At 35.7% G+C, this 17684-nt stretch carries 18 protein-coding genes; 9 read left to right on the top strand and 9 right to left on the bottom strand.

Annotation, left to right across the window (positions count from 1 at the left end; all coding sequences use genetic code 11):
- Positions 1-651: CHAP domain-containing protein (locus A33S_RS11820; RefSeq protein WP_017176762.1), on the top strand; the 651-nt coding region annotated here is incomplete at its 5' end.
- A gap of 494 nt (positions 652-1145) precedes the next feature.
- On the opposite strand, the gene nhaC is transcribed toward A33S_RS11820, so the two are convergent.
- Positions 1146-2543, bottom strand: coding sequence for a Na+/H+ antiporter NhaC (nhaC, locus tag A33S_RS0109130; protein ID WP_009382857.1), 1398 nt, complete (start codon positions 2541-2543; stop codon positions 1146-1148).
- A 21-nt stretch (positions 2544-2564) separates the two neighbouring features.
- Positions 2565-3635, bottom strand: a complete 1071-nt coding sequence (locus tag A33S_RS0109135) for an NAD/NADP-dependent octopine/nopaline dehydrogenase family protein (protein ID WP_017176763.1) — start codon at positions 3633-3635, stop codon at positions 2565-2567.
- Positions 3636-3864: 229 nt separating this feature from the next.
- On the opposite strand from A33S_RS0109135, the gene A33S_RS0109140 reads away from it, so the two are divergent.
- The 5 genes from A33S_RS0109140 to A33S_RS0109160 all read left to right on the top strand — a co-directional run bounded on the left by A33S_RS0109140 (position 3865) and on the right by A33S_RS0109160 (position 7019).
- Entirely contained in the window at positions 3865-4224 is a 360-nt protein-coding gene (locus A33S_RS0109140; RefSeq protein WP_009382861.1) for a DUF4870 domain-containing protein, read from the top strand.
- A gap of 311 nt (positions 4225-4535) precedes the next feature.
- Positions 4536-4973: a CHAP domain-containing protein gene (locus A33S_RS0109145; RefSeq protein ID WP_009382862.1), complete on the top strand. Its 438-nt coding sequence runs from the start codon at positions 4536-4538 to the stop codon at positions 4971-4973.
- A 383-nt stretch (positions 4974-5356) separates the two neighbouring features.
- On the top strand, positions 5357-5686 hold the full coding sequence (locus A33S_RS0109150; RefSeq protein WP_009382864.1) for a DMT family transporter: 330 nt from the start codon (positions 5357-5359) through the stop codon (positions 5684-5686).
- A 1-nt stretch (position 5687) separates the two neighbouring features.
- A complete protein-coding gene (locus A33S_RS11825; RefSeq protein ID WP_009382865.1) occupies positions 5688-6002 on the top strand; it encodes a DMT family transporter in 315 nt (104 codons plus the stop codon).
- A 63-nt stretch (positions 6003-6065) separates the two neighbouring features.
- Positions 6066-7019 (top strand): 2-hydroxyacid dehydrogenase family protein, encoded by a 954-nt coding sequence (locus A33S_RS0109160; RefSeq protein WP_009382868.1) that lies wholly within the window; start codon positions 6066-6068, stop codon positions 7017-7019.
- A 66-nt stretch (positions 7020-7085) separates the two neighbouring features.
- Here the strand turns inward: A33S_RS0109160 and A33S_RS0109165 are convergent, their stop codons facing one another.
- Both A33S_RS0109165 and A33S_RS0109170 read right to left on the bottom strand, forming a co-directional pair.
- Positions 7086-8213 carry an FAD-dependent monooxygenase gene (locus tag A33S_RS0109165; RefSeq protein WP_009382869.1) on the bottom strand — a complete coding sequence of 376 codons (1128 nt, stop codon included), beginning with the start codon at positions 8211-8213 and terminating at the stop codon, positions 7086-7088.
- A 149-nt stretch (positions 8214-8362) separates the two neighbouring features.
- Complete coding sequence (locus tag A33S_RS0109170; RefSeq protein ID WP_017176764.1) at positions 8363-9151, bottom strand: N-acetylglucosaminidase; 789 nt, start codon at positions 9149-9151, stop codon at positions 8363-8365.
- Positions 9152-9203: 52 nt separating this feature from the next.
- Here A33S_RS0109170 and A33S_RS0109175 point away from each other — a divergent pair, with 52 nt between their 5' ends.
- Entirely contained in the window at positions 9204-9515 is a 312-nt protein-coding gene (locus A33S_RS0109175) for a hypothetical protein (RefSeq protein WP_009382872.1), read from the top strand.
- A 252-nt stretch (positions 9516-9767) separates the two neighbouring features.
- Here the strand turns inward: A33S_RS0109175 and A33S_RS0109180 are convergent, their stop codons facing one another.
- The 3 genes from A33S_RS0109180 to A33S_RS0109190 all read right to left on the bottom strand — a co-directional run bounded on the left by A33S_RS0109180 (position 9768) and on the right by A33S_RS0109190 (position 14199).
- Positions 9768-10238, bottom strand: coding sequence for a helical membrane plugin domain-containing protein (locus A33S_RS0109180; RefSeq protein ID WP_009382873.1), 471 nt, complete (start codon positions 10236-10238; stop codon positions 9768-9770).
- Positions 10238-13189 (bottom strand): formate dehydrogenase subunit alpha, encoded by a 2952-nt coding sequence (fdhF, locus tag A33S_RS0109185; protein ID WP_017176765.1) that lies wholly within the window; start codon positions 13187-13189, stop codon positions 10238-10240. Before fdhF ends, A33S_RS0109180 begins: the two co-directional genes overlap by 1 nt.
- Before the next feature lie 356 nt (positions 13190-13545).
- Positions 13546-14199 (bottom strand): nitroreductase family protein, encoded by a 654-nt coding sequence (locus tag A33S_RS0109190; protein ID WP_009382874.1) that lies wholly within the window; start codon positions 14197-14199, stop codon positions 13546-13548.
- A 536-nt stretch (positions 14200-14735) separates the two neighbouring features.
- Between A33S_RS0109190 and A33S_RS0109195 the strand changes: the two genes are divergently transcribed.
- Positions 14736-15011: an AbrB/MazE/SpoVT family DNA-binding domain-containing protein gene (locus tag A33S_RS0109195; RefSeq protein WP_009382875.1), complete on the top strand. Its 276-nt coding sequence runs from the start codon at positions 14736-14738 to the stop codon at positions 15009-15011.
- Between the two features lie 129 nt (positions 15012-15140).
- Here the strand turns inward: A33S_RS0109195 and A33S_RS0109200 are convergent, their stop codons facing one another.
- Positions 15141-16091 carry an LCP family glycopolymer transferase gene (locus tag A33S_RS0109200; protein ID WP_017176766.1) on the bottom strand — a complete coding sequence of 317 codons (951 nt, stop codon included), beginning with the start codon at positions 16089-16091 and terminating at the stop codon, positions 15141-15143.
- Between the two features lie 137 nt (positions 16092-16228).
- Positions 16229-17023, bottom strand: coding sequence for an inositol monophosphatase family protein (locus tag A33S_RS0109205; RefSeq protein WP_009382877.1), 795 nt, complete (start codon positions 17021-17023; stop codon positions 16229-16231).
- Positions 17024-17425: 402 nt separating this feature from the next.
- Here A33S_RS0109205 and A33S_RS11830 point away from each other — a divergent pair.
- Positions 17426-17684 (top strand): helix-turn-helix transcriptional regulator (locus tag A33S_RS11830; protein WP_037556857.1); only part of this gene is annotated, 259 nt, incomplete at its 3' end.

The following is a 17684-nucleotide window of genomic DNA, read 5'->3' on the forward strand; positions in this document are numbered from 1 at the left end:
TACAATCCAAACGATCCTACATCTTATAGCTATTCTTACACAATCGATAACAATGATGAATACCACTTCGAATGGCAAGGTAACTGGAGCCCAGACCAATTCGATTACGGTACAAATAATTCTCAACAATCATATAATTCATCTAACAATGTAGCATCAGCTAACACTGCTTCAAACGCTACTTCAAACCGTTCAGCAGGTATCTCAGCAGTTTCAGCACCAACTACATCAAGCTATGAAGCACCTGCTTCAAATGCACGTTCTTATAACGCTCAACCAGCTCAATCTTCAAACAATGGTGGCGTTTCAATTTCTAACTACAGTGGTTCATCAGCTAACTTATACACAGCTGGTCAATGTACTTGGTACGTTTACGACCGTGTAGGTGGTAAAATTAGTACATTATGGGGTAACGCTAATAACTGGGGTAGCGCAGCTGCTTCAGAAGGTTTCACAGTTAACAACCAACCACAAGCTGGTTCAATCATGCAATCAACTCAAGGTGCATTCGGTCACGTTGCATACGTTGAAAGCGTTAACAATGACGGTTCAGTAACTGTATCAGAAATGAACTACAATGCAGGTCCATTCGGCGTGAGCACACGTACAATCCCTGCTTCACAAGCTTACAGCTACAACTACATTCACTAAGATTTAAATATATTTAGGGTCGAGGACATAACGAGATGTCCCCGACCCTTTTTTGCGCTTCACATAAAAAATAAGCTTGAGATGGTTCTATCTCAAGCTTAACATCAGAAGGTTTATTTCTTGTAAATGAAATTTCATATAAAATGGAATGCTCACATATCATCATTTAGGTTCATTATATGTATCTCCATCCTTACATGTATCCTCGCTACAAAAACACATGTTAAGGATGAAAACAGATAGATAATAGAAGGACTTTTTAAAATGAAATTATCTACATTAGATAGATGATGCCAACAACCCTCATTGCCGCTACTACAATGATTATGTAAGGGCACCGTTATCTATATTCATTATTTATCCGCTTTCACATTTTTAAAACATAATCTTTAAAGTTTATTTATTTTAAAGTAAAAAAGTCTCAATCAAAATCAAATTATAAAAATAAGAACCGTCAACAAATATCTAATTTGTTTAACGGTTCTATAAATGAATTAACTTTCTTTAGATTTCTTTTTAAGACCAAGTCCCGTGTAACCATAGAAAATAGCGATAATAAAGCATAGATAACAAGGGATTGTCCATATGAAGAAGTCCTGGACATCAACGCCAAGTTGTTGTTGATAGTAAATACCGGATGTACCCCACGGAATAAGAGGTAGCACCATGGTACTTGAGTCTTCTAAAGTACGTGATAGATTAGAACGATCTAGGTTCATGTCATCGTACATTTCTTTTAATAAGACACCTACCATAATAATTACAACGGACGCAACACCTGCAGCGAGTACAAGCATTAAGCTAGCTGCAACAGTTACAAGAATTAATTGTGAAGGTCGACGGACATTGCTTGAAATCTTGTTTAGAAGCACGTCTAAACAACCAGCACGTTCAACAATACCTGCGAATGCATATCCACAAAAGATCGTAACGATAATTTGAGTCATACTCATCATACCACCCTGTTCGATCAACTTAATCGTGTCATCTGAGATATGTTGCATATTTGAAGGTAGCATGCCTTTATTAAAACCATCAAACGTCGCTTGAAAACCATTAACAATGTTAAAACCATTATTAAACGTACCAACAATCAACGCTGCTAAACTTGAAATTAACATAGACGGCACAGTTGATATTTTAAAGAGTAAGCATACAATAATGACAATAGCAGGAATCCAAATAAAGAAATTGAGATTATAAATATGCTCAAGATCACTTAGAATCGATTTGATACGTTCAGATTTAATACTACTGCTATGACCTAGACCTACGAAGAACCATATCGCCATACCAATTAATGATGCTGGAATCGTCGTCCACATCAATGATTTAATATGTGAAAAGATATTCACGCGTGTCACTAATGACGCTAAGTTCGTAGTATCTGAAAGCGGAGACATTTTATCACCAAATACAGCACCCGCGATAACAGCACCTGCAGCCATACCTGGTGCAATGTTTAATTGAGTCGCAATAGCCATTAAAGCGATACCTGCTGTAGAAGCTGACCCCCATGCAGTACCTGTTGCGACTGAAGTGATTGCTGAAATAACGAAAGCTGAAATTAAGAAATACGTAGGGTTTAAGAATTTAAGACCATAGTAAATTAAAGCTGGCACAGTGCCTGCATACATCCAAGCCCCTACAATGATACCTACCGTTAAAATGATAAATAACGCTGGCATTGCTGTCTTAAGTCGTTCTGTAATACCCGCTTCAAGATCTTCCCATTTCAAGCCCACACGCCATGCTATAAATGCAGCGTAAGCAGCTGAAATAATTAACAATGCTTGAATCGGTATCTTAAAGATTAAAAATCCGATCGTAACGACAACCATCATGACAAGGATGGTTGATATAGATTCTAATAAAGTTGGCTTTCTCGTCATAAATCAATCCTCCTTATTCAATTAAAGTGATTCGATGTCATCAATTTCTAACGCTTCTAAAGTTAATCCCTCTTCGAAAAAGTCACGTTCTAAAATCGTAGAGGCAATTGTGATAACAGCATCAATGTTCGGCGTACGAACACCTATTGCTTTACCAATACTTGACCATAAAACAAGTCCATAAGCAATATCTTCAGTTAAATAACGATTTTCAACTTGATGTGGTCCTCTTATTTGAGAGAACACAGGACTGTTATTGAATAAGTAACGTAATGATTTATCGTCGTCTTTTCGCTCTAAATAACCACGTTCGATACGCGCTTCTTTAGCCGTTTCTAAGTGGTAACCAAACTTGCGACCGAGTGATAAGCGTTCTTCTTCAATCGCATGTAACAATTTCACTGTATGTTCCGTGATGCCCTCTTCATATAGTGCAAAGTCGCCACTATAATCTATACGCCCTACATTTAATAATGTTGGACCAGGGTGAACTTCAGGATTACCATTTTCTAGATTCGTGCGAAGTAAACTCTCTTCCTTACGAATGGATGGATAAAAACTTTTCACAGTGTTAAAACTTTCATTTAAATCTTTCTTATTATATGTTGAAAAGTAAACTTTCTTAACCTTTAATGATAAATCTACAGTAGCTGTGTCAAAGTTAACACGTGTACCATACGTTAACGTGTTCATTTCAGCAAATTTAGGTTGTGTTTCAATATGATGTTTTTTAAGTACATTCATAAATCGTATAGAGCCCATTGATGCCGCCATATTAAAGACAATTAATTGTGAATCATCAATATAAGGTGCCATGATTTCTGCATAGTACTCAATATGAGAAGAAGGTATGACTAACATGACAACTTCAGCACCTTCTAAAACATGTTCGATATCGTGGCTGACATTCGTGAATGATATAAACGAACTTTCTCCTTCATTATTATAATGAAATCCTCCCAGTGCTTTTGCCTTATCATATTTCTCAATTGTTTGTTCTCGACAATATAAACTTACATCATGACCTTGATCGGTCATATCAACTGCTGCAGTTACTGCGCCATTACCAGAACCAATAATTGCAATTTTCATATTAATCCCTTCTTTCTACAATTTTAAATTTGGTACTTCTTTTATAAAAAGACACTTCCTAAAAAGATTAACATTATAGAACGTATCTGGAAACTGTTTTTTATAATTATAGAAATCAATCAAATTTCATTCACAGTGCTTTTTATTATATTTTGTGATACCTTTATAGAAACGATATCACTTAAATCATTTAAGAGATTGAATACATCATATTAAGGAGGAAGACATCTTGGACCAACACAATGTCGAGCACGTACAAAGACCTAGACGCTCTCAAGACGACACTTTATTCGCTTCACTCATCTATGTAGGTGGGTTCTTCGCCCCTATCATCGCACCTTTAATCATTTGGTTGATTAAGCGAGACGATTCAACGTTCGTGGATCAAGCTGGGAAGGATTATTTTAATTACATCATTTCATATACGATATGGTCATTTGTCGGTCTTGCACTTTGTCTCATTTTAATTGGCTTCGTGATTTTGCCAATTCTTTCTATAGTGGCTTTTGTTTTCCATATTGTGGCAATTTTCAAGTTAGCAAAAGGAGAGCCATACCTCATTCCGCTATCTTTAAGAATATTCAAATAAGCAAAACGAGATTAAAGGATTGTTACATAAAGTGTAATAATCCTTTTGTTTATTTGATGTAAATAATTTTAAAAAATTGTTTAGGCATGGTCTTTTAGAGCTTGTAATATTTTCTCTAAGAATTCATTGATTATTACAACAAATCATAGTGCGATTTAAATTCAATTACAATGACGTAACATTGCACACAAACCCAAATTTGTCTGTTAGAGTATTGCTTGTCGTTAAAAAAATCGGCAATCGCTACTAAATGATAAAATGTATTTTTTCTTGAATTAGAGATAGATAAAAAATTTGGGAGGACTTTTAAAATGAAAAAATTAATCGCTATTACGTCAATTACTGCTACTATGGGAGCAGCTATGTTAGGTATGAATTCAAACGAAGCAGACGCATCACAAGTTAATTCAATTCAAACTCAATCAAACGCTAATCTTTACACTGCAGGTCAATGTACTTGGTATGTATTCGACCGCGTAGGTGGCACAATTAGTACATTCTGGGGAAACGCTAATAACTGGGATACTGCAGCAGCTCAAGAAGGTTATCAAGTAAACAATAATCCAACACCAGGTTCAATTATGCAATCAAATAACGGTCCATTCGGTCACGTTGCGTATGTTGAGCATGTTAACTATGATGGTTCAATTACTGTATCAGAAATGAACTACGCTGCAGGTCCATTCGCTACTAGTACAAGAACAATCCCAGCAGGCCAAGCAGCAAGTTATAACTACATCCACATTTAATTCAAACGTGGATTTCCATTAAGTAACAATCAAATGCTATATCATCCTATAAATAAAGAGGACTTAAAACATGCGGTAAAACGGTATGTTTTAAGTCCTTTTTTAGATTAGATTAATCTAACCTATTTACATATATCTACTTTGTTTAGGCGTCGTATAACGTTTAAGTGATTGTATTGGATTATAAATGAGTGGTTATCAAAGTATATTCAAGTTATCACTGTTATATGTAGGTAACTAAATGATTTCAAGAAACACATCACAATCCCCAAATGATAATGGTGTTTCTATCTTAGTTCGTAGTATTATAATAGCCGTTATTGATTCTTTTAATCACTTTTGAGAGAATTGGTCTACATATCTTTTAATAAAGGAGCATCTCTATGCAGTGGTTTAAAGTATTTGTAGCTGGTTTTGTAGAGGTCATCTGGGTTACGGGAATCAAATATTCCGATAACCTTATTGAATGGCTGTTAACAGGGATGTTTATCACGTTAAGCTTTTATCTCGTTATATCAGCTTGTAAAACATTACCCGTCGGAACGGTGTACGCAATCTTTGTTGGTATGGGTACACTTGGTACGATTCTCTTTGATTTCTTTTTCACGAACGAACCATTTAACATCACCAAAATGGTACTCATTATCATTTTAATTGTAGGTATCGTGGGTCTTAAACTCACATCTGATGTAGATGATAAGGAGGCGAATTAATATGTACTGGGGATTACTTGTACTCGCTGGTTGCTTTGAAATACTCGGTGTATACTGGCTAAATAAAATCGCTCAATCATCTAACAAGATTTATGTGATATTACTTGGCGTAACGTTCTTTTGTAGCTTTTCAATATTAGCACTCGCGATGAAAGGCATTCCAATGGGTACTGCATACGCTGTTTGGACAGGTATTGGAACAGCAGGCGGTACGATTATAGGTATGATATGGTATAACGAATCGAAAAAGCCTATGCGCATTTTATGTATCTTCTTAATTATAGTTGCCGTTATCGGACTTAAATTAATGTCCTAATATTCATTTAAATTGTGCCATCTTATTAATTTTCTTATACTGAACTAGAAGGATGTGATAAGAATGAAAAAAGTATTTGTTGCTGGTCCTATTCCAGAAATAGCATTAGATTTACTGAAGGAAGATTTTGAGATTGATATGTATGAAGGTGAGGGCATCATTCCTAAAGAGGAATTAAAAGCTGGTGTTAAAGATGCTTTCGCTTTAATTAGTTTATTATCGACAAATGTAGACCAAGAAGTTATTGATAGTGCACCTGAATTAACGTTTATCGCAAACTATGGTGCTGGTTTTAATAATGTAGATGTCGAGTATGCAAGAACTAAAAATATCGATGTAACGAATACGCCTAAAGCGTCAACTAACGCAACAGCTGATTTAACGATGGGCTTACTGTTAAGTGCAGCTCGACGTATCCCTGAAGGCGATCGTTTATGCCGTGGAGAAGGCTTTGATGGCTGGGCACCGTTATTCTTTAGAGGTCGTGAAGTTACTGGTAAAACATTAGGTATTATTGGATTAGGTCAAATTGGTAGCGCCGTAGCAAGACGCGCTAAAGCCTTTGACTTAGATATCTTATACACTGGTCCCCACCAAAAACCTGAAGTTGAACAAGAGTTAGGCGTTAAGTATGTTGAACTTGAAACATTACTTAAACATGCAGACTTTGTAACGATTAATGCGGCTTATAACCCTAAATTACATCACCTCATCGGAAAAGAACAATTAGAACTCATGAAACCTACAAGCTATTTAATTAATGCTGCTCGTGGTCCAATCGTTCATGAGGAAGCTTTAGTAGAAGCACTTCAAAATAAAACAATTGAAGGTGCAGCGCTTGATGTATTCGAATTTGAACCTGAAATTACAGAAGGTTTAAAATCACTTGATAATGTAGTAATCACGCCACATATCGGTAACGCCACATTCGAAGCTCGTGATATGATGGCTAAGATTGTAGCTAAGAATATCATTAAAAAAGCAGACGGAAGAACACCTAAATACATCGTTAACTAATACGAAACGGTTGTTTTATTATAAAAGGCGAAAACAAAGTCCTATCTTTGTTCTCGCCTTATTTTTTTAAGATTCTTTACTTTTATAAATGAACTTTGTTTGATTTGAAATGAGCTTGTTCGGTGTTTTAGCCATTACAGTATCTCGCATTGAAGTCATAAGTTTATTTTGATACTGCGCGATTTTACCAATCTTACGTGATTTTAAGGTAACCTTTTTCGTGTGCTTAACACGTAACTTATTGTAACGGTTTAAAGCATCTTCTAGATGGGGTTGGTCTTTTAAACAATTAGACAATACAATCGCATCTTCCATCGCTTGTCCCGCACCTTGACCCATATTTGGTGTTGTCGCATGTGCAGCATCCCCTAGTAAGACGACACGCCCTTTTACAAACGTCTTAAGCGGTTCTAGATCATAAATATCATGTAATAAGATATTCGTTTCACCTTGTTTATCAAGAAGCTGTCGTACTTCATTTGGATAATGATTGAATAAAGCTTGTAAATGTGGCTTCGCGAATGTTTTATACTTAGGATCATTTTCCTTGGTATTAATTGTTATAAACCAATACGCTTTATCATTTAATAAAGGAACAATGCCTACGCGACCTGTTTTACCCCAATATTCAACACCGGTATGGTTTTCTTTCAATTGAAAATCTTCTACAACGCCTCTGAAGCACGTATAACCTTGATATTTAACCTTATTCTCAAAGCCTAGCGCTTGTCTCATATTAGAACGAATGCCATCAGCACCAATTACTAAATCAAATGTTAACGTGTCACCATGATTGTCAGTAATATCTACTTCTTGCTCCTTTTGATGCACGTTCTTAATTTCACGGTTGAAGTGTATATTTTCTTGTTTTACATAAGTTGCAAGTACGTCTATTAAATCTTGGCGTAACAGCGTCACGTTCGTCGTTTGACCGTCTAATTTAACTTGACTCAGAAGCTTGTTTTGGTCATTTCTCATTTCAAGTTGGTTAAGCACGTGCCCTGCATTTTTAATCCCTTTCGCAAGGTCATGATTACCAAGTTTTTGAAGCACATTACCACCTAAACCAATGCCTGCTCCAATATCTGTAAGACTCCCCTTACGTTCAAAGATGTGAACATCATGAGTTGTATTTGTAAGTAGTGAAGCTAATGTTAAGCCACCTATTCCTGCACCAATAATCGCAATTCTCATTCTGCATACTCCTCAATTCAATATATTAATCTAAGTCTATCACAATTTAAGCGCCATGTTGATTGACGAATTCCCTATTCGTTCATCCACAGTCTCACTTCTTTTCCCATAAGAAAAGCCAAGGCACGTTAACGCCTCAGCTTTAGAATTTAGTGTTTCGTTTCTTTGTAATAGTCCTTTCGGATATGATCTTTCTTAATACCTAACTTCTCATAGGGCTTTTCCATAAAGGAAGCGATGCGGTCACCCCAGTGAATATCACTCGCATATTGATTCTCACCTGGTGATTTAGGATTCCAACGCATTTGATATAACGTCAGTTGCCCTTTATCAAAGTAGTTCTTACGAATGAACTTAGCACCACCAAGGATTGCTTTATCAACCGACGTCCATTCAGCCTTCTTAGAATAGCTAGAACCTGTTTTCAATGCATTAGCATCAAACGCACCGATACCAAAGAAGTTGTAATACGTCTTACCATCAACTTTAATGCCGTTAGCTAACTTGGAATGTCCGTTTCCAGTCTCGTGTAATGCATGGCTAATTAAATAGATGACATTGACTTGATATTTCTCTTGGGCCTTTAAAAAGACATCGCCTTTACCTTTAAAGACACCTTTAGACTTTAAAATATCATCAACTTCTTCTTTATTCATAGGTACTGGTTCTGAAATGTCCATGTAAATGAAATCGGAATCCTTTGAATGAATGGCCATCGCCTGACGCACGTCATTATTAGAAGCATCTTTAAATTTCTGATCCACTTCTTTCGTATGAAGCGCATCGTTGTTCAACTGCTTGTCTAAAGCCTCATCGAACGTATGCGTTTTATCGCTTCGTAAGATATGCGTTTCGTTATAAATTAACAAACCTATAAAGACGATTAGAATCAGCAACAAAAGCCATAATGAGAAACGTTTACGTATTAAATCCGTCATACCCTAACCCCCCTAACCTTGTGATAATGCACTAAACAAGAAGACGATTAAAATGACTACAAATAAAAATGAAAGATTAACAGCTATCTTAAGCCACTTACGATCTCTAAAAATGGTGTTAAATATCGTTAAACTAATTGCTAATGAAATGATGAACATAGCAATGGATAGCTTAAGATATGTCATTATTAAGAAAATGATACCTAATATTAAAAATATATTTGAAATAAATGCCAATATTTTGGTCATTTTTGCACTCATCGATGTTCACTCCTCTAAATTAATCTCTCACACATTTTATCATGAAATCGGTTTATTGAACCTTTATTTACATAAAAAAACAGGCCTGGGACATAAGTCGTAAAATAGAGCATTTAAGCTTTATTTCACACAATTCTCAAAACAGCTGACTCCTAGAGGATGGGGCCCCGGCAAAGAAATTTGCGCAAGCAAATTCTCAAGCTAAGGAAGCCGGGGCTCTTTCTCATGAACAAAGAAGCCTGAGCTTCTTTGTAAGTCCAACTACCGTATTGAAAATACGAGTTGGACTTTACAGGAAAGCATGCTGTTTAAGGGAATTGTAGTATTATGTCCCTGACCCGTCATAAGTTTTACTTTATTTCTCGCGTGACATACCTTTTAACATGTTAATAAAGTATGTGATGCTACGGTTCGCTTCTTCGTCACGTAATAAACTCATGAAGCCACCAATTGACGTAGTCTTATTAGGATTCGCTTCATTAGCAACGTGAATACCACGGTTGAATTTATCTAGAATAACTTTTAAGTCTTCAGGATTAAATTCTCCAAGTAATAATGCGAACTGACCAATATTATGAATCATACCAGCATATTGATCTTTATTAAGCTCATTTGCGAACTTATCTAAAATGTAGTAACGTTCGTTAACTGCACCTGTTAAACCATCTAAGATCTTCGCGTCATCAAGTGCTTTAACTAATTTGATTGCTTTAATGATACTGTCTTTATTCTCAGAAATAGCTGTCGTTACTTCATCCACGTGTGCTTCTTTGATTTCAGCTTCGGACTTTTCAATGCGTTTAATTTTAGAGATACGTTCTGCCATTATTTTCTCACCTGATTTCCTGGGAATACATAATCATCACGTTCCCATTTTTTCTGAACTTGGACACCAAGTTGCGGTATACGTTCTTTCAATCTAAAGTTCGTTGGATTGATAGGTGATTTACCTTTCTTACGTAACACTTCAATCTTACAACTTGTACGTTTGTATGATGGTGTATGTGTATCAGGATCTGTATCGCCGTTAGTAAGAATATTAATCGCACCAACGTTATCATTTTCCATACTGTTACTGTTTAATGGAATGTAAATTTGCTTACCTTGAACACGTTTTGAAATGTGGACAATACCTGTTGTTTGACCTGAATCGGATGTCATTCGGATTTTAGCACCTTCATGAATATCGCGTTCTTTCGCAAGTTCAGGTGAAATTTCAACGAATGCTTCAGGCATCTTGTATTTAAGGCCTGGTACTTTGTATGTCATATTACCTTCGTGGAAGTGTTCTAACACACGACCATTGTTAACATGAATATCGTACTCTTCATTCGTTTTATAGAAATTATCGAAATCTAATGGATAGAATTTCGCTTTCTTATCTTCAAAGTTAAAGCCATCTAAGTATAAAACTGGTGAGTCAGTTCCATCTTCAGCAACAGGCCATTGTAAACTTTTGTAGTTTTCAAGACGTTCATAATTAATACCGCTGAACATTGGTGCTAAGCTAGAAGCTTCATCCATGATTTCACTTGGGTGACTATAATTCCAGTCAAAGCCCATTGCTTTAGCAATCATTTGTGTAATTTGCCAGTCAGGTTTTGAATCGCCTAAAGGTTCAAGTGCTTGATATAAACGTTGAACACGACGTTCCGTATTCGTAAATGTACCTTCTTTTTCTAAGGCAGGACTTGCAGGTAATACAACGTCCGCGAATTCAGCTGTAAACGTTAAGAACTCATCTTGAACAACTAAGAAGTCAAGCATTCTAAGTGCTTCTTGAACGTAGTTGATATTTGAGTCAACAATACCTGTATCTTCACCTAAGATAAATAGTGATTCAATTGTACCGTCGTGGATACCATCCATCATTTGATGGTTATCGCGTCCAGCTTTACTTGGAAGTGTTACGCCCCATGCTTTTTCATAGCGTGCACGAACGGCATCATCTTCAACACCTTCGTACGCTGGGAACTTATCAGGCATACTACCATAGTCACTACAGCCTTGAACGTTGTTATGACCACGTAATGGGTAAGCACCTGTACCTTCACGCATATAGTTACCAGTTGCTAATAGCAGATTAGAAATTGCTGTACTTGTGTCACTACCAACGTCTTGTTGCGTAACACCCATAGCCCAACAAATCGCAACTTTATCAGTTTGTGCGATTTCGTGCGCTAAAGCAATTAATCGCTCTTTATTAATACCTGTTGTTTCTTCAGCAAATTCCATTGTAAATGGAGCTAAAGATTCGTAATACGCATCAAAGTCGTTTACCCATTCATCGATGAAGTCTTTCTTATGAAGATCATTATCAATCAGATATTTCGTAATCGCTGATAACCACACAAGGTCTGTACCTGGTTTTGGTGAATAGAATGCATCAGCACGTTCTGCCATTTCATGACGACGAATATCAAATACATGTAATTTTTGGCCGAATAATTTATGAGAACGTTTAATTCTTGATGCAATAACAGGATGTGCTTCTGCAGTATTCGTACCAATTGTAATAACCATATCCGCTTTACCAATATCCTCGATAGAACCTGAGTCACCGCCGTGACCTACCGTTCTGAAAAGCCCTTTCGTTGCAGGTGCTTGGCAATAACGTGAACAGTTATCAATGTTATTTGTACCGATAACTTGACGTGCAAGTTTTTGCATTAAGTAAGATTCTTCGTTTGTGGCTTTTGAAGATGAAATAAATGCTAAACCATCTGAACCTTTACGTTCTTTAATTTCAGTAAATTTATCCGCAATTACTTTGATTGCTTCTTCCCATTCAACTTCTTCAAATTGATCGTTACGACGTACAAGTGGTTTTGTTAAGCGCTCTTCAGCGTTCACATAATCCCAACCGAATTTACCTTTAACACATGAAGAAATTTTGTTTGCTGGTGATTCGTGTTGAGGTTCAACTTTAAGAATTTCACGGTCTTTTGTCCAAACGTTAAATGAACAACCAACCCCACAATATGTACATACTGTCTTCGTCTTCTTAATACGTTGATCGCGCATCTTAGCTTCTGAATCTGAAACTGCGAATAATGGACCGTAGCCTGTTTCAGCTTTCTTAGTTAAATCAATCATTGAAGCAAGTGAACCTGGCTCAAGGTCTGTCATATAACCTGCATTACCTTCCATATTATTCTCAAGTAAGGCGTTACATGGACATACAGTTACACATTGACCACAAGCAACACATGATGACTCATTAATTGATACATCGTTGTCCCAAATAACACGTGGACGCTCACGTTCCCAATCAATCATCAGTGTTTCGTTAACTTGAACGTCTTGACATACTTCTACACAACGTCCACATAGAATACATTGGTCAGGGTCGTATCTATAGAATGGACCGTGGTCTACTTCATAACCTTTAGTCTTCCATTCGTATGTTTGATGCTCAAGTCCAAATTCGTCCATTGTGTTGTGGATTTCACAGCTACCATTGTTATAGTCACACACCGTACAGTATAGTTGGTGCTTTTCTAGGATGCGGTCTAGCGCTTCCTTTTGACTCGCTTTAACTAAATCGCCTGTCGTCTTAACATCCATAGGACCATTAATTGTAGTACCACACGCACGCTTGATTTCCCCATCAATCATAACCGTACATGTATCACACGTTTCAATTGGACCTAATGATTCGTTATAACAAATCGAAGGAACAAACGTGTTTTGAGCTTTAATAAACTCAAGCAAGTTCGTGCCTTGATCCGCAAGATATTCCTTACCATCTATCGTTACAACAATATGCTCTTGCATAGTATCCCCCCTATATAATTCCTCTTCGCTGCCCTTAAATTTTAAAGTGTTACCTTCATTTTATACTCTTTTTCGTTAAAAGTTAACCAATTGTGTACCATTTCCATAAATATTTTATTAATTGAAAATGAATATCAATACCATTTGGATAGTTGATGTAATGCGATTTTTATGTATAAATTTCGTTTTTTATTTATTGAAATATTCTATATTTTAATTTTAAAACAACACTTATTGTTAACAATTTGGTTTATTGTTCAGGTCCTCTTGAAAAGCCCTTTGAACCTAAAGTCCTTTTCATAAAAAAAAAGCTATAAAGCAAGCTGAGTTAAAGCATGCCTTATAGCGAATATAACTTAAATATGCCCGTCTTTATTCTCGCCGTTAAAAGATACAACTTGATCTAAAGGTAAACGCGTTGTGCCTGTTGGCGCTTTGTTACCTTTACCAATGGCGATACATAAAGCTGGTTTATAACGCTTGTTATCAATACCAAGGGCTTCTAAGATTTCATTGTGTTGAAAGCCGCCAATTGGATTTGAATCGTATCCAAAGGCTTTAACCGCTAACATTAATTGCATTGCGGCAAGGTTAGCATCGTTAAGTGCTTGTTGTTCAATTTCACTGTCTGTCCAAGTACTGTAGTATTTCTCAATCTTTTCTTTCTTCACATCAGCGTCTTCTTGCGCCATGTAGCCAGCTGCAACCATTGAATCATAAATCGCATCCTTATAAGGGATATGCTCGCGATCCCCAACTACAATAATGAATTGTGAAGACGTTTCGAGTTGATGTGTATTAACGGTTACATAAGGTTTAATTTTAGCTTTAACAGCATCGTCTTCAACGATGATAAAACGCCATGGTTGTAAGTTGAACGATGATGGTGCTTTAGTTGCTAAGCTTAATATCTCATTTAACGTATCATGAGGAATTTTCACGTTTGGGTCGAACGATTTAACAGTGTGACGTGAATCTATAATAGACTTAAGGTTTTCAATATCAGCCATAATACGCCTCCTATCAAGAATTTTATCTCTTTAAATATACCAAATGGTAAATGACCATTCGAATGATATGTTTATGATATCATGAGCTATGAGCACAGGTACATATAAAACTGTATTTAAATGAATAAAAATACAATATACAGGCAACTAAATGTATGTTTATTCATAAAATATATAACAAAAAATTTCATTCACATTTGAGTATTATTTTTTAAGTATAAGAGCGTGTACGATTACCATTTATTTACATTGACCCTAATTGTCGGAAAATATAGAATATTGCGAATATAAAATGTTTTTCACGATTTACAATAATTTCCAAATACTAAAAACCCCGTAATATAGGGGTTTGAGGGGTTGTGTTTTTAACAGTAATTTACATTTTAGATTGTATACAATTAATTATTAACTAAATGTATAAAGAGTAATTTTATTTCTGTAATAAAATATACTATAATAAGCAAATAGTTGTTTATTGATTAAAGATAGATAGCGACTTTAAACATACACAAATCAATATTATGGAGTGAGTTCGAATGAAAACAACAGGTATTGTTCGCAAAGTAGACCCCTTAGGCCGTATTGTCATTCCAAAGGAAATACGTTCTGTATTAGACATAAAGGTTAAAGACCCTATTGAAATATTCATCCAAGACGATACAGTCATGTTAAGAAAATATTCTGATGATAATGCGTGCATGATTACTGGAGAAACAAGTGATAACACTTATAAGATTGCGAACGGAAAAATCACTTTAAGCCAAAAAGGGGCAGAACAATTATTAACTGAGCTTGAAGATATATTAAAATAATAAGCAGAAATCATTTAACTAGTCTCGAAGCAAATAACGCCATTAGATTGTTATGTTTAAAAGCAGTCACAACCAATAAATATAAAACCCTTTAGATTTTGTCGCTAAAATCTAAAGGGTTTTTAGGTATTAAATATTCAAGTTTTCTCGATAAGCGCGTGTCAGTTCTGATTTTTGATTCTCAACAGGTACGAAATAATAAACGCCATCGTCTTGAACACTTCCTGAGCCTTCAAGTTGATGTTTATTTACAGTTTCATCTGCATGTTTGTAATTTTTAATAATTGTATTAAGCTGGCCTAGAGTTAAGTCAGTTTCTACATTTTTCTCAAGTTGCTCAATGATCGTATTGAGACGTGTGATAGACTTAACATCTGTAAGTTTTGAAGCTAAACCTTGGAGTACAATTTGTTGACGTTGTTGACGGCCGAAATCGCCGCCTGAACCATCTTCCTTACGACTTCTAATAAAGTTCATAGCTTCTTCACCATTTAAATGAACTTTTTCTCCTTGGTTAAATTGCGTGCCTTTTACATTAAACGTCGCATTACTAACAACATCCACGCCATCTAAAGCATCTATCGTTTCTTTAAGACCATCCATATCAACCGATGCGTAATGGTCAATTGGAACATTCATCAATTTCTCTACAGACTCAATAGCCATCTTAGGGCCACCATAGGCATAAGCATGATTAATCTTCTCAGTCGTATTATTACCTACAATTTCAGCTTGCGTATCTCTTGGAATACTAATCATTTCTGTCGTTTTAGTTTGAGGATTAATCGAAAGAATCATAATTGAATCACTTCTCTCCCCTGCCCCTTGCGCATCTCGAGTCGTATTTGAATCTACACCAAATAAAGCAATTGAAATAGGCTGACTCTTATTAATATCTACTTTGTTATCTCTTAAACTTGATTTATCTCGATCAAGCGGGTGGTGAATCGCACCACTTAAAGACATCGCTTTTATGCATATAAAAATGAGTAATGCCGCAAATAAAAGCCCTACAATTCCACCTATTATCAACAATAGTTTCTTAAGTGGATGTCGTTTTTTCTCATAAGAACCTCTCAAATTATTCACTCCTCAACTAACGCTTCGTTAAATTGTCGCTTGATATATATTATATATTGAACTCATTCAATTTAATATAATTCTTTAGACCTATTACATGATACAACTTTTAGAGAAATGTTTAAATTAAATAAAACTTATCTTCTGTAACCAGGAGATTGATTTAACAATGCTAACATGTCTTCGTGACAACCAGGGTTACTAATGATGAACGCGCCACCTTTAGTATAATCAATCTCTTCATTATCAAGCGTCGTCATTTTAAGACCTAATAACTCAGCGAAAAGATGTTGAGCAGCAATATCCCACGCAGATGGGTTAGTATTTACATGTGCACCGAATTGACCATTTATAACACGTACAGAGTCTAGACCACAAGATCCAATAAAGCGAAATCCGAAGCTTGCATCGAACAAGCGTCTTGTTGTCTCTTCAGGCATAACTTCTGCATTAAACGAAATAACTGCGTCTTTCAACGGTAGTGGTTCTGGAGGCGTAATGCGCTTATTATTTACATATGCACCTGAATCACGAATGGCTTTATAGATTTTATGTCTTGGATAATCGTAAATATAAGAAAGCATTGGCTTACCATCGATAAAGTAGCCTAAAATAACGCAGAAGTCATCGTTTTGCTTAACAAGGTTAGCAGTACCATCGATAGGATCCATAATCCATACATGGCCTTCTTTACCATCTATTTCAGAATTATCCTTTTCCTCACCAATTAGTTTATGATGATCGAATGATTGTTCTAAAAATGATTGGAATGAACTTTGTAATGTCTTATCAACATTCGTCACAAGATCAAAACGGTTGTTTTTAGTGTCCGTATCCATTTGATTCATTAAACTCGGAATTTGCGTATCTAAATCTCTTAACCACGCTCTAACCATCTCATCAATTTCAAGTAAAGCTTCATGAGTTACCATAATAATCACTCCACAATTTATTTTATATTATTCACGTCAAAATATTTTTAAATCATCTATAAAATTATCATTAGTTTCACGTTTAGTAAATGTATTTACACAATTAAAAAAACCGACTAGATACTACTAGTCGGCTAGAAAGGAAAGTAAGTAATAAATATTGAAGATGTTAAAACTAGAATTTAGCACAAGTATAAACTCAATCATGCTATAACACTATTATAGCTACCCCTTTGTTTGAAGTTTAATAATGCCTTCCCCTAGTCACTATAAATACTATAACACAATTCATTTCATAATGTAAGCGTTTTCTTAACTTTTTTTAGAAAATAAACAAAATTTATAATCTTCCCTTTATATGGTATAATACCAGTAATGACACGTATTTGGAGGGTGAATGTCATGACTAAAGCAGAACGTCAAAATCGTTTATTAGAATGTATTAAGGATAATCATCACATTTCAGCCAATACGCTTGCTGAGAAACTCGGCGTTTCTAAGCGTACCATTCTTCGTGACATTCAAGACCTTGAAGACAAAGGCGTTCAAATCCTTGCTCACCAAGGTAAACATGGTGGTTATCAAATTACAAATGATACGGACAAATATGTATTAAGTATGACTGAACGAGAGATCACGACGTTGTTTTTGCTTTTAAATG

It is taken from the genome of Staphylococcus massiliensis CCUG 55927, assembly GCF_000298075.1.
GTDB classification, from domain to species: domain Bacteria; phylum Bacillota; class Bacilli; order Staphylococcales; family Staphylococcaceae; genus Staphylococcus; species Staphylococcus massiliensis.